Origin of the sequence: Streptomyces sp. SID3212 (assembly GCF_009865405.1) — a bacterium.
Lineage (GTDB): Bacteria > Actinomycetota > Actinomycetes > Streptomycetales > Streptomycetaceae > Streptomyces.
Map to the genome: position 1 here is coordinate 1 of NZ_WWJY01000807.1, position 13,260 is coordinate 13,260.

A 13,260-nucleotide genomic window follows, 5' to 3' on the forward strand; every position below is an offset into this window, starting at 1 on the left:
CGCCGTCAGCCAGACGTCCGGTCGCGGGACACCGCCGAGCGTCAGGTCCAGCCGGCCGAGGACGGATCCCCGGGTCATCAGCCGTACCAGCGGACCCGCCAGCAGCGGCGCGGCCACCGCGGCGGGGAGGGAGAGCAGCAGCGCCTCCAGCGACGCGAGGCCCGCCAGCCGCGCCCTGGACGCCCCCCGGGCCCGCAGGAGTCGGGTCTCGGCCGTCCGTTCCGTGGTCAGCAGCCGGGCCACCAGGAGCAGGGCGTACGCGGCCAGCAGCACGAGCTGGAGCGCGACGATCATCAGGGTGGAGCGGGAGACCAGCAGCGCGCGTTCGGCCCGGGTGAGGACGTTGGCCAGGTCGCCGCGTACATCCACCGAACCGGCGAGCGCGGGATCCTTGCCGAGCGCCGCGATCCCCTCGGTGGCCGCCGTACGCAGCGCGCCGATCTCCCCGACACCCGTCCCGGCGAAGTCGGCGGTCACGAGCCAGCCCGTGTCGCCGCGGCTGGTGCGGCCCGACGACAGCACCGACGGATCGGCGAGGAGCGGTCCGTACGTGGTGAAGACGAGGTGGCTCACGCCGCGGCCGTCGAGACTGTCCAGCGTCCAGTACGGATCGCGCTGGTCCACGGGCCGGTACAGGCCGGTGAGCCGCACGGTCAGGGGCTTGTCGGACACCCGGTCGGCGAGCGTGAGCAGCGCGCCCGGCCGCAGGTTCAACTGCTGGGCGGCGACCTGGGGGAGGGCGACGGGCAGCGGTCCGCCGGCACGGGCCGTGGCAGGGGGCCCTGGGGTGGGACCGGGCATCGTCCCGGCCGTCAGCTCGACCTTGGACGGGTCCAGCGCCGCGAAGTGGGTCAGATCGGGGTACGTGGAGTCCGCGGCCGGGTCCTGGAGGGCGCGGGGCAGCGCGTACGCCCCCGAACGCTCCAGCCCGCGCACGGTCGTCGGCAGTCCGCCGAAGGTCTGCCGCGCCCCGCGGACCACGGCCGCCTGCGCCGCCTCCAGCTTCTCCTCGGGCAGATGGGCGGTGACGACCAGGGCGGTCGACGCCCCCTGGTCACGGGCCAGGGCGTGCCGCAAGGAGGCGTCACCGACGGAACCGGACAGCGCCACGAGGGCGGTCAGCACACACGTGGTCAGCAGGACGGCCAGGAACGCCGCGGTGAGCAGCAGTCGGTGCGCCCTGATCCGGAACAGAACGAACCCTGTCACCCGCCCCCACCCACTCCACAGCCCCCGGGAGGGGACACCACGATTGAGGGACAATACAACATACGTACGGTCCGGCCGGGCGGAGCCGTGTCACGCGAGGCACGCGACGCCGGACATCGATGGCAACACCTTGCCTATCTTTGGCAACTTGAACCGCTCAAGCCTGAGTTGAGGCGGACTTCATGCCAGGTCGTGGCGTGGGCAAGTGGTTGCCCGACACGCGAGACCTTGGTTATGCTCCCGGCGGGATCGTGCCCCTTGGTGCCGCGGGAATTCTCATCTGATGGGGTCAACGCCGTCGCGCACCCTGAGTATTGGGATGCAGATGATGGAACAACCGCTCTTCGGCCGCCGCGTCAGAGAACTGAGACGCGCGCGCGGACTCTCTCAAGCCGCTCTCGCGGGCGACGAACTCTCCACCGGCTACCTGTCCCGCCTGGAATCAGGGGCGCGCCAACCCACCGAGCGTGTCATCGCCTACGTGGCCCAGCAGTTGGGAGTCGACCGGCGTGTCTTCGAGGCGCCGTCGAGCGGTACGGCACTGGCCCGGGCCCTGAGCATCGCGTCCTCCACGGACGGCGACGAGGCCGTGGAGGGTCTCCTGTCCGCCCTCGACAGGCCCGGCAGCGACGACCCGCTGCTCCGCTGGCGGGCGCTGTGGCTGGTCGCCCGCAGCTGGCGCAAGCGCGGTGACACCGCCGAGGAACTCGCCTGCCTGGAGGAACTGGACCGGCTCGCCGACACGTTGGGGTTACCCGAGCTGCGGTGCCGGGCCCGGTCCTCCCTCGCGCGATGTCTGCGCTCCACGGGGGACACGGGCCGGGCGATCGACGTGGCGGGCAGGGCCGTCGGGCTGGCGCGGGAGGCCGGGCTGTCCCGGCCTGACACCGCCGCCGCCCTGATGGCGCTCGTGTCCGCGGAGGCCGAGGAGGGGCGGCTGCCCGAAGCCCGCGCGCACGTGGACGAGTTGGTCGGGCTGGTCGGGGAATGCGGTGGCACCCCCCTCAGGGCCGAGGCTCTCTGGTCGGCGGCGACCGTACGGTTCCGCCAGGGCCACCAGGAAGCGGCCCGGGATCACATCGAGCGGGCGATCGAAGGACTCGACAGCCGCGCCGATGTGACCCTGTGGGCACGCCTGCGGCTGGCCGCCGCCTCGCTGTACCTCCAGAGCGTCCCGCCGCTGACCGGGCCGGCCGCCGAGCGCCTGAAGGAGGCGGAATCCGCGCTGGGTTACGTCGGGACGCCGCTGCTCAACCAGGAGTTGCTGACGCTGCGGGCTCATCTCGCCTTCGAGGAGGCGCGGTTCGCGGACGCCCGCGCGCACCTGGACGAACTGCACCGGGGCGAGATGCGGCTGACCCATCGGGACCGGCTCCGGGCGGGCATCCTCGACGGACGGCTGCTGATCGCCGAGGGGTACGGGAAGGAAGGCCGCCGGCACCTCGAAGCACTGGGCGAGGAGGCGCGCCGCGCGTACGGCGTCGACCCTTCCGCCGGCGAGAAGGCCCGCCGGGTGCCGGGTGCCGCCGGGAAGGGCACCACCTGACGGCCCGGCGTACCCGGGGGACCGGCCGGCTCACACGGCGTGGTGGGACAGGACCAGGTGTGGGTCCGGAGTGCCCGGCGCGAGGGCCGGGTCGGCGTGGACGAGGGCCGCGGCGAGTTTCGGTACGGCATGCAGCAGCGCGTGTTCGGCCTCGACGGCCACCTGGTGGGCTTCGCGCACGGTGAGGTCGGGATCGACGACGATCGCGACCTCGGCGCGCAGCCGGTGGCCGATCCAGCGCATGCGCAGTTCCCCGACGGACCACACCCCGGGCACCTGGACGAGGGCCTGTTCCGCGGTGTCGACGAGCGCGGGGTCCACGGCGTCCATCACACGCCGGAAGACCTCCCGGCCGGCGTCGCGCAGCACGAGGAGGAGGGCGGCGGTGATGGCCAGGCCCACGACGGGGTCGGCGAGCCGCCAGCCGAGGGCGGCGCCGCCCGCGCCGAGCAGTACGGCGAGCGAGGTGAATCCGTCCGTACGGGCGTGCAGTCCGTCGGCGACGAGCGCAGCGGAGCCGATCTCGCGGCCCACGCGGATGCGGTAGCGCGCCACCCACTCGTTGCCGAGGAAACCGACCACGGCCGCCGCCGCGACGGCCGGCAGGTGGTGGAGGTCCCGGGGATTCACCAGGCGGTCGATCGCGGTCCAGGCGGCGAGGACGGCGGAGGCGGCGATGGTGAGCACGATGACGATCCCGGCGAGATCCTCGGCGCGGCCGTAGCCGTAGGTGAAGCGGCGGTCGGCGGCACGCCGTCCCAGGACGAAGGCGATCCCCAGCGGCAGCGCGGTCAGGGCGTCCGCGGTGTTGTGGACCGTGTCGCCGAGCAGCGCGACCGAGCCGGACAAGACGACGACCACCGCCTGCGCCGCCGCCGTGACGCCCAGGATCGCGAGCGAGACCCACAGCGCCCGCATGCCCTTGGCGGAGGACTCCAGGGCGTGGTCGACCTTGTCGGCGCCGCGGTGCGAGTGCGGCTTGAGGAAATGCCCGGCCCGGTGGCCGTGGTGGTGGCCCCGGTCGTGGTGGTTGTGGTGGGGGTGCTCGTGCGGGTGGGTGTGTCCGTGCTGGTCGCTCACGAAACCGGCCTTCCGACGCGGGACAGAGGTGGACACGCGAACGCGCCCGGTCCCATTATGTGCGTATGAGCGCACGCATGCACCTATCACCTGCGCAGGATGCGCACCCGCGAGACCCGGGCGCCGAACAGTTCGCGCTCGCGGCCGAGGTCCTGGGGCTGCTCGCCGACCGCACCCGCCTCACGCTGCTCCACGCCCTGACCTCGGGCGAGGCGGACGTCAGCAGCCTCACCGCGGTGTGCGACGTGGCGCGCCCGGCGGTGAGCCAGCATCTGGCCAAGCTGCGTCTGGCGGGACTGGTGTCCGTACGGAGAGAGGGGCGCCGCATGGTCTACGGGCTGTCCGACGGGCATCTGCGGCGGGTCATCGAGGAGGCGCTGAGCCTGGCGGACCACCGTCTGAGCGGTGCCGCGCCCCACGACTGACGGATCGGCGCCGGGGCAAAGGGGAGCCCCGGCCGAGGCGGGGGACCTGGGCCGGGGCGGGAACCCTGGCCGGTACGGGGGATGCCGGCCAGGGTGGCCAAGAGGTGTGGGTCCGGAGAGGCGGTCGCCTACGCGGCGAAAGGCTCCATGGGGCTTCAGCCGAACGATCTTCCCCATGGGCTGGAGGTGAGGCCCGGGGACACTGTCCCCTCCGCACCCACGTATAGACGAACGGCGAACCAATACGGGATGTTCCCCGGCCCTTCCGTACGGCCTGTGAGCTGTGCCACCGGACGTCCGATCGGGTGGGTCCGTGCCCTTCTACTATGGGCCTGTATCCGGTGGGAGTGGAGTGAGTGGTGGACAACGAAGGTCCGGGACGTGCCGTCAGGGGCCGGCCGCGGAGTGAGCGGGCGCGGGCCGCCGTTCTGGACGCCGCTTCCGACCTGTTGGTGACCGGGGGGATCGACGCGGTGACGATGGAGGCCATCGCCGCGCGCGCCAAGGTCAGCAAGGGGACCCTCTACAAATGGTGGCCGTCACGCGCGCACGTGATGCTGGAGAGTTTTTTCAGCCTGGCGAAGAGCACCATCGCGGTCGACGAGGACGCCTCGCTCCAGGACGTACTGACCTTCCAGCTGGCGTCGCTGTCGGACCTGTTCCGGGACACGGCGGCGGGGCCGTTGATGGGTGATCTGGTGGCGGCGGGGCAGGCCGACCCGGAGATCCGCGCGGCGCTCGACGACGAGTGGCTGCGTCCGCGCCGCCAGGTGGGGGCGCGACTGCTGCGGGAGGCGGTGGAGCGAGGGGAGCTGGACCCCCGGATCGACGTGGCGGCGGCGGTCGACCAGCTCTTCGCGCCGGTCTACCACCGGTTGTTGATGGGGCACGAGCCTCTGGACGAAGCGCTGGCGGCGACGCTCGTCAGGCAACTGCTGGACGGGGTACGGAGCTCACGCCCCCCGACGACGGCGGAGACGGGGACGGAGACAGGGACGGGGACGGGGACGGGGACGGCGTGAGGGTGCGTGACCGCGCGGTCGGCCCGACCGTCGGGACCGGTCAGGACGCGGCTTCCGTCCGCCGTTGCCGGACGGTGGAGACGGTCCAGACGGCCAGTCCGACCACGGGGAGGGCGGCGCCGAAGAGGGTGACGCCCGTCCAGCCGTAACCGTCGTGCAGGACGCCCGCGATTCCCGAACCCGTCGCCCCGCCGAGGAAGACGGAGCCCATGAAGACGGTGTTGACGCGGGCCCGGGCGTCGGCCCGCAGCCCGAATATCTCCCGCTGGCTGAACACCTGGTGGCTCTGGACGGCGAAGTCGAGCAGGACACCGGCCAGCGCCAGCAGGATCAGGCTGCCCGCACCGAGGCAGGCCAGCACCAGCGCGCCCGCGGCCAGCACCAGGGCCAGACCGCTGCCGATACGGGCATGGCCCCGGTCGCTGAGCCGGCCCGCCGGCGGGGCCGCCGCCGCGCCCACCAGCGCGAACGCGCCGATCGCGACCTGGCCGAGGTGGTGGCGGGTGACCAGTTCGAACGCCACCGACGTCCAGAAGCAGCTGAACGCGCCGAACATCAGCGCCTGGTTCACCGCGCGACGCCGTAGCGCCGGCTCCTCCCGGACGAGACGGCCGAGGGAGAGCAGCAGTTTCGGATAGCTGCCGCTGTGGACCGGACGCCGCTCGGGGAGCACGCGGAGCAGCAGGACCGACAGGGCGACCATGAGCACGGCGGAGATCAGGTAGATGGCCCGCCAGCCCCAGGCGGCGGCGACCAGGCTGGAAACCGTACGCGCCAGGAGGATGCCCAGCAGCAGACCGCTCATCACCGTTCCGACGAACTTCCCCCGCTCCCGCTCGGGCGCCAGGTGCACCCCGAACGCGACGAGGATCTGGGCGACCACCGAGGTGGTCCCGACCAGTACCGACGCCGCCAGGAACATGCCGAAGTACGGCGACAGACCGGCGGCCACCAGGGCCGCCGCAGTGACCAGCAGGGTGCGCGAGGCCAGTGCCCGGTTCTCCAGCAGGTCCCCGAGGGGCAGCAGGAGCACCAGCCCGAGGGCGTAGCCGAGCTGGGTGAGGGTGACCACCAGCGCGGTGCTGCCCTCGCTGATGCCGAAGGTCGAGGCGATGGGGGACAGGAGTGGCTGCGCGTAGTAGATGTTCGCCACGGTCACGCCGCACGCGAAGGCGAGGAGCAGCACCACCCGCCGCAGCCGGGCGGGCGGCAGCGTGCCGTCTGAGGCCGGTGCCGGTGCCTGTGCCCCCGGAGTTTGCAGGGGCGTTGGCGTCTGCGATTTCTCCCGCGCGCCGGAGGGCCCGGGGACGCGGCACAGGCGCGGCGCCTCGGGGGACGGGCCGCCCGCGCCAGATCCCTCCAGGCACTTCGGGGTGTGATCCATCGGGCCCTCTCCTCCGCGCGTCCCGCGTCCGTTCCCGCCGGGCATGTCCCCGGGAATCGCACGTCTAATTTCTGGACGTTGCGTTCACTATATAACCCGGGGCAGGGGTGGCGGGCAGGCGCCGGAGAGGGCGGGGACGACAGCGCGGATGAGGGCGGTGATTCAGCCGGGCTGGTTCACCCCGGCCGGCGCGGTGCCGGCACACAGCGCGGCGGCCCCGCACAGGGCGGACTCGGGACGGAGGGGGACGCCGTTCGCGCGCAGCACGTCACGGACCTCGAGGATCAGCGGGAAGACCTCCTGGTTCCAGTCCTCGCCCTGCTCGTCCCACGCCCGCTGCTCGGCCTCGACCGCCATCCGGTCCTCGGCGAACACCCGCTCGGTGAAGCGCCGGATGAACGGCCAGGCCAGCCGGAGCGCTCCCGGGACCGGCGGCTTCTCGATCATGAGGAGGCCGTAGACGTGGTTGGTGCGCTGCTCGGCGTCCTCCGGTACGTACGCCACCCACAGGGAGAACGCGGGAAGGTCGGCCTTCTCGGGGACCACCTGGAGGGTCTGGTACGGATAGTCGGTACGGACCGTGACGACGTCGGGGGAGCCGGAGCCGCCGAACCCCTCGGCCGAGAGCAGACCGGCACCCGGGTCCTTCTTCCCGCCCGACGGCGTGAACAGGTACCGCGCCTCGACGAACCGCGGACCGGACTCGGACCCGAGGAGCTTCGGCTGGATCCGGCCGAGAACACCCCGGTGGAGGAATTGGTGGTTCATGTCGAGCAAATTCTCGTGCATGAACGAGTAGTGGCATTTCACGGTGCGTGAGAACGTCATCGTCCGGTGCCGGGTCGAATGGAATTCCGGCAGCTCGGGCATCGGCGTTGTGGCCGCCTCCTCCGGGTCGCCGGGAAAGACGAAGACAAATCCGTACGCCTCGCGGACCGGATAGGCCCGCACACCGCGCGGCGGCCGGGCGACGCCCTTGGGCAGATAGGGGATCTGCGAGATGTGACCGTTCCCGCGATAGGCCCAGGCGTGATAGCAGCAGCGCAGCGCCTCCCCCTCCACCACGCCCATGCTCAGCGGCACCTGGCGGTGGGCGCACCGGTCCTCCAGCGCGTAGGCCGTGCCGCTCGCGCCCCGGTACAGCGCGATCCGCTCACCCGCGAACGTGGCGGCGGACGCCTTGTTCTTCCGTACGCTCCGGGAGACGGCCACGGGATACCAGAAATTCGGATCGATCCCGGTACGCCGGAGGTCGGTCACGGCTTCCGTACGGAATTCCGGCACGTGGTACGGGTCACTCACCGACCCGGCCGTGAATGCCCCGTCCTTCGCGGGCTGCGCCTCGGTCATGCGCTTCTCCCTTGCACGCGGATCGTCCGATTCGTCGAACAACGCTTACCACGGCTCCTGGGGGCGGGCGAGCGCAGTGGAAAGGGCTGTCCGGGGCCGCCGGAAGAGCCTCCGTCACCCGGGCGGGCGCACGGGCCCCGCCGGATCCGTACCGCCGTCACCGTCCGTGACAGCCCGGCGGCGCGGTGCCCCGACACGCCCCGGATCCGCCGGCCGGCGGCCCCCGGTCCGGGGAGTCCGGCCGTGTCGGACGCCCGACGGTGTCCATGTGCGGGCGCGAAGTGTGAAGCTGGGAGGAGAGCAAACCGACCGGTGTGAAAGGCGGTGGGGGCAATGGTGTCTCCCCTGGTGGTCGCTGTCGACGGATCCCCGTCCAGCCTCGAAGCGGTGGACTGGGCCGCGGACGAAGCGGCCAGGCAGGATGTGCCGCTGCGGGTCGTCCACGGCGTGGTGCAGGCCAACCGCCCGGAGCCTCCTGAGGACGAGGCCCTCCCCTTCGCCCCTCCACAGACCCGCGAACAGGCCGTGGAGGAGGGCGACGAGGTCGTCGGGGCGGCGGCCGAACGAGTGAGGCGGCGGGCGCCCGGCGTGAAGGTGACGGCCGAGGTGTTGCCCGGCGAGGCGGTGAACGCCCTGCTGGGCGAGAGCGCGGGAGCGCTCGCCCTGGTCCTCGGGCACCGGGGCCGCGGCGCCCTCACCGGGCTCCTGCTGGGCTCGGTGGGCCTTGAGGTGGCCGGACGGGCCGAGTGTCCCGTGGTCATCATCCGGGGGGAGAAGTCGAACATCGCCGGCGAGTTCGGCCGGGTCGTCCTCGGCGTACGCGAGACGGACGACGCGCCCGCGGCGGCGGAGTTCGCGTTCCGGGAGGCCGAGGCGAGGAACTGCGAACTGCACGCCGTGCACGCGTGGCACCTCCAGTCCGGCCAGGACGAGGCGATGAAGGACGGCATTCCCTGCGGTCCGATGATGTTCGCGGCGAAGGAACACCTGGAGGAGACCCTCAGGGGACCCGCCGCGCGCCACCCCGGGGTGAAGGTCATCAGCCAGGAGGCGTACTGCGGCTCGGCGCGTGACGGTCTCCTGCGCGCGGCGGCCTCCGCCGATCTCCTCGTGGTCGGCTCGCGACGCCTCCAGCGCGCGTTCGGCCTCCAGCTGGGCCCGGTCAGCCACGGCGCCCTGCACCACGCCCCCTGCCCGGTGGCGATCGTCCCGCAGCCCGCCTGACATGTGCCGGGTTCCTCTGGGCCGACGGGCGCGGGCCGACGAGCACGGACCCGGCGCATGCAGCCCGACGCACGCGGGCCGGATGCGGGACAGATGCATGTAGCAGCCATTTGTTCTTCTGATTTTCACTCAGGTACGGCGGACGGTGAGCCGGACCACTCCTAGGGTTTGCGGCGCCCCAACACCCCACAGGGGCAAGCCACTTCCCGAGGAGAGCCATGAGCGCACCCAAGGTCCGCAGGAGCCGACGACTTTCCCTCACCGCGCTGGCCGGGGCCGCCGGCCTCGCCGCCGCCTCGCTCGGCCTCTGGGCGGCGACCGGGTCCACCGCCCAGGCGGCGGCGCTCCCGGCCCCCGACCACGTCGTGGTCGTCGTGATGGAGAACCACGCCTACAGCCAGGTCGTCGGCGCCTCCGGCGCGCCGTACCTCAACAACACACTGAAGGCCGGGGGCGCCACCCTCACCCAGTCCTTCGGCCTCACCCACCCGAGCGAGCCGAACTACTACATGCTCTTCTCGGGCTCCAACCAGGGCCGTACCGACGACGGTTGTGTCAAGGTCGGCTCCCTCTCCGCCGCCAACCTCGCCTCCGAGCTGATCAAGGCGGGCAAGACGTGGGCGAGTTACAACGAGTCACTCCCCAGCCAGGGTTCGACCACGTGCAGCAGCGGCGACTACGCGCAGAAGCACAACCCGTGGTTCGGCTTCTCCAACGTGCCCACCAGCACGGCGAAGACGATGACGCAGTTCCCCACCGACTACACCACCCTGCCGAAGGTCTCCTTCGTCGTGCCGAACCTGTGCAGCGACATGCACGACTGCTCGGTCTCCACCGGTGACACCTGGATCAAGAACAAGCTCGGCGCGTACGCCTCCTGGGCGAAGACCCACAACAGCATGCTCGTGGTGACCTTCGACGAGGACAACAAGCTGTCGGGCAACCGCATCCCCACCCTCTTCTACGGGCAGCACGTCACCCCCGGCAGCTCCGTGGCCACCACCTACAACCACTACAACGTCCTCCGCACCCTGGAGGACCTGGCCGGCCTGACCACCCACGCCGGCAACGCCGCCTCGGCCTCCGCCGTCTCGGGCATCTGGAACTGACCTCCATGTACCTCGCGGACTCCCGCGCGGGCAAGGCCCCCGCCGCCCCGGACACCGGTGTCCGTCCGGGGCGGCGGGCGCCCGCCGTGCCCGGCACCGTCCTGGCCCTCGGCGCGGTCAGCCTCATCACCGACATCTCCTCCGAGATGGTCACCGCCGTCCTCCCGCTCTACGTCGTCGCCGCCCTCGGACTCTCCCCCCTCGGCTTCGGCCTGCTCGACGGCATCAACAACGGGGTCGGCGCCCTGGTCCGGCTGGCCGGCGGCCACCTCGCCGACCGCGGCGGCCGGCACAAGGTGGTCGCGGGGATCGGTTACGGCCTGTCCGCGCTCTGCAAGCCCCTGCTGCTGCTCGCCCACACGCTCCCCGTGATCAGCGCCGTGCTCGCGCTGGACCGCACCGGCAAAGGGCTCCGTACGGCACCCCGGGACGCGATGATCTCGCTCTCGACCCCGCCCGAGCGCCTCGGCAGGGCGTTCGGGGTGCACCGCGCCATGGACACCACCGGCGCGCTCCTGGGTCCGCTCGCCGCCTTCGCCGTGCTCCGCGTCACCGTCGACGGGTACGACGCCGTCTTCGCGGTCAGCGGATGTGTCGCGGCGCTGGGCGTCCTGGTGCTGGTGCTCTTCGTACCCCGGCAGGTCGCGTCACGTCACCCCGCCACCCGGCCGGACGCGGACGGACCCGGTCACCCCGGGCCACGCGCCACACTGCGGGACTCGGCCGCCCTGCTGCGCCGGCCCGCGCTCCGGCGGCTCACCCTGTGCGCCGTACTCCTCGGCCTCACCACCGTCAGCGACTCCTTCCTCTACCTGCTGCTCCAGCGCGAACTGCGCCTGCCCGTCCACCTGTTCCCCCTGCTGCCGCTGGGCACGGCCGCCACCTTCCTGCTGCTGGCGATACCGATGGGCGCGGTCGCCGACCGCATGGGACGGCGACGCCTCTTCCTGGCGGGACACGGATTCCTGCTGCTGGGGTACGGGTTGGTGCTCCTCGCGTCCCCGGACGCCGGCCCGTCCGTGGTGGTGGCCGTCCTCGTGCTGCACGGCGCCTTCTACGCGGCCACCGACGGAGTGCTGGCGGCGGCCACCGCCCGTGTGGTTCCGCCGGAGCACCAGGGCGCGGGGCAGGCCCTGGTGGGCACCGGCCAGGCGCTGGCCCGGTTCGTCTGCTCGCTCGCCTTCGGCGCGGCCTGGACCCTGTGGGACGGCCGGACCGCCCTCGCCGTCACCACCGCCGCGCTCGCCGCCGCCGCCGTCGCGGCCTCCTTCGTCCTCCGTACCGCCGATGAGGTGCCCGCATGACCCGCACCACCCGCCTGGTGATCCTGTTCGCCGCCGTCCTGCTGCTCGGGGCGGCCGGCACCGGCGCGGTGCTGCACGCCGCGAACCGTTCCGGCGAGCGGAACCAGGAACAGGCGGGCGGCGCGCCCGTCAGGACCGGTACGGTCTCGCTCCGGCCGGACACCGGCCGCCGCCTCCTCGTCCGCAACCTGGCCTGGGGGCCGCACCGCGACGAGATCGCCACCGTCCCCGCCTCCCGCCCCGACGGACCGCGCACCGTCTCCGGCGTGAAGTGCCTGCGCTTCCACGCCGCCGCCGGGACCGGCATCTGCCTCCAGGCCCGGCGCGGCACGCTGGAGGACACGTACCGCGCGGTGGTGCTCGACGCGGACCTGCGCGAAGTACGCCACTACCCCGTCGCCGGCATCCCCACCCGGGCCAGGATCTCGCCCTCCGGGCACCTGGTCGCCTGGACGGTCTTCGTGAGCGGCGACTCGTACGCGGGCACCGCCTTCTCCACCCGCACCTCGATCGCCGACGCCCGTACGGGGGCGATCGACGACAACCTGGAGACGTTCGCCGTCGTCAAGGACGGCCGTCCCTACCACGCCTCCGACGTCAACATCTGGGGTGTCACCTTCGCCGACGACTCCCGCTTCTACGCGACGCTGGCCACGGGAGGCCGGACGTACCTGGTCCGAGGGGACCTGGCCGCCCGGACGCTGACGACCCTGCACCGCAACGTCGAATGCCCGTCGCTCTCGCCCGACGGCAGCCGGATCGCCTACAAGAAGCGCGTCCCCGGCGCGCCCGCGGACGCGCCCTGGCGGCTGTACGTGCTCGACCTCCGCGACATGACGGAGACCGCCACCGCCGAGCACCGCGACGTGGACGACCAGGCGCTGTGGGCGGACGGCTCCACCCTCGTGTACGCGCTGCCGGGCGACTACGGCTCCGACCTGTGGACGGTCCCCGCCGACGGCACCGGGGCGCCCCGGCGCCTGATGCGCTCCGCCGTCGCCCCGGCCTACCTGGGCTGACCGTGGTCAGTTGTTGCGGCTGAGCGTGCCCGTCGCGGTGATGGAGCCGGTGATCTCGTAGAGGAGCCGGTCTCCGCCCGAGCGGGTCAGACTGATCTCGACGTCGTCCACGCAGTGCGAGTTGTGGGTGATCTTTTCGCGTACGGTCTGCCCCCCCGGCGTCCTCGTCGAGCAGAATCCAGTGCCCGCCGCACCCCAGCGACGGGTACTCGACGGTGGCCACCTGGCGGCCCGTCCTCCCGCCGGTGTAGTCGACCTTCACCGAGTAGTCCTGGGAACCGCTCTGCTCGATCATGCCGCTCCACCTGCCCCGGTAGGCGAAGGCCTTCCCGGCTGCGGTGGGGGCCGGGGACGCGGTGCCGTCGCCGTCCGCGACGGGGTCCCGCCCCCGGTCGCCCTCCGGCTTCAGCAGGACCCCCGCCAGGCCCAGGAGGACGACGGCGGCGACGACCGACGGCAGCACCCAGCGGCGCCGCCGGCTCCGGCCGTACGGCATCTGATGCGGCGTGGTGTAGGGCTGAGGTGTCGGGTAGGGCTGCGGGCGGGTCGCGTACGGCTGCGGATACGGAGGCCGGTGAGCGGCGGGGT

The 13,260-nt window shown here is 72.5% G+C and carries 11 protein-coding genes; 7 read left to right on the plus strand and 4 right to left on the minus strand.

Annotated elements, in window-relative coordinates; all coding sequences use genetic code 11:
- A partial coding sequence (locus GT042_RS24550) for an FtsX-like permease family protein (RefSeq protein ID WP_345943900.1) occupies nt 1–1,209 on the minus strand: 1,209 nt, incomplete at its 3' end.
- Between the two features lie 319 nt (nt 1,210–1,528).
- Between GT042_RS24550 and GT042_RS24555 the strand changes: the two genes are divergently transcribed.
- Complete coding sequence (locus GT042_RS24555) at nt 1,529–2,755, plus strand: helix-turn-helix domain-containing protein (RefSeq protein WP_237531133.1); 1,227 nt, start codon at nt 1,529–1,531, stop codon at nt 2,753–2,755.
- 30 nt (nt 2,756–2,785) lie between these two features.
- On the opposite strand, the gene GT042_RS24560 is transcribed toward GT042_RS24555, so the two are convergent.
- Nucleotides 2,786–3,835: a cation diffusion facilitator family transporter gene (locus GT042_RS24560; RefSeq protein ID WP_161310905.1), complete on the minus strand. Its 1,050-nt coding sequence runs from the start codon at nt 3,833–3,835 to the stop codon at nt 2,786–2,788.
- A gap of 65 nt (nt 3,836–3,900) precedes the next feature.
- On the opposite strand from GT042_RS24560, the gene GT042_RS24565 reads away from it, so the two are divergent.
- Entirely contained in the window at nt 3,901–4,260 is a 360-nt protein-coding gene (locus GT042_RS24565) for a metalloregulator ArsR/SmtB family transcription factor (protein ID WP_161310906.1), read from the plus strand.
- Nucleotides 4,261–4,619: 359 nt separating this feature from the next.
- Nucleotides 4,620–5,282: a TetR/AcrR family transcriptional regulator gene (locus GT042_RS24570; protein WP_345943901.1), complete on the plus strand. Its 663-nt coding sequence runs from the start codon at nt 4,620–4,622 to the stop codon at nt 5,280–5,282.
- 40 nt (nt 5,283–5,322) lie between these two features.
- Here the strand turns inward: GT042_RS24570 and GT042_RS24575 are convergent, their stop codons facing one another.
- Nucleotides 5,323–6,666, minus strand: coding sequence for an MFS transporter (locus GT042_RS24575; RefSeq protein WP_202533669.1), 1,344 nt, complete (start codon nt 6,664–6,666; stop codon nt 5,323–5,325).
- A 162-nt stretch (nt 6,667–6,828) separates the two neighbouring features.
- A complete protein-coding gene (locus GT042_RS24580) occupies nt 6,829–8,016 on the minus strand; it encodes an aromatic ring-hydroxylating dioxygenase subunit alpha (protein ID WP_161310907.1) in 1,188 nt (395 codons plus the stop codon).
- 333 nt (nt 8,017–8,349) lie between these two features.
- On the opposite strand from GT042_RS24580, the gene GT042_RS24585 reads away from it, so the two are divergent.
- The 4 genes from GT042_RS24585 (at nt 8,350) to GT042_RS24600 (ending at nt 12,672) form a co-directional block, all read left to right on the plus strand.
- Nucleotides 8,350–9,240, plus strand: coding sequence for a universal stress protein (locus tag GT042_RS24585; protein WP_161310908.1), 891 nt, complete (start codon nt 8,350–8,352; stop codon nt 9,238–9,240).
- Between the two features lie 218 nt (nt 9,241–9,458).
- Nucleotides 9,459–10,349: an alkaline phosphatase family protein gene (locus GT042_RS24590; RefSeq protein WP_161310909.1), complete on the plus strand. Its 891-nt coding sequence runs from the start codon at nt 9,459–9,461 to the stop codon at nt 10,347–10,349.
- Between the two features lie 5 nt (nt 10,350–10,354).
- On the plus strand, nt 10,355–11,653 hold the full coding sequence (locus GT042_RS24595) for an MFS transporter (protein WP_161310910.1): 1,299 nt from the start codon (nt 10,355–10,357) through the stop codon (nt 11,651–11,653).
- Nucleotides 11,650–12,672, plus strand: a complete 1,023-nt coding sequence (locus GT042_RS24600; protein ID WP_161310911.1) for a TolB-like translocation protein — start codon at nt 11,650–11,652, stop codon at nt 12,670–12,672. Before GT042_RS24595 ends, GT042_RS24600 begins: the two co-directional genes overlap by 4 nt.
- The last annotated feature ends 588 nt before the right edge of the window (nt 12,673–13,260 follow it).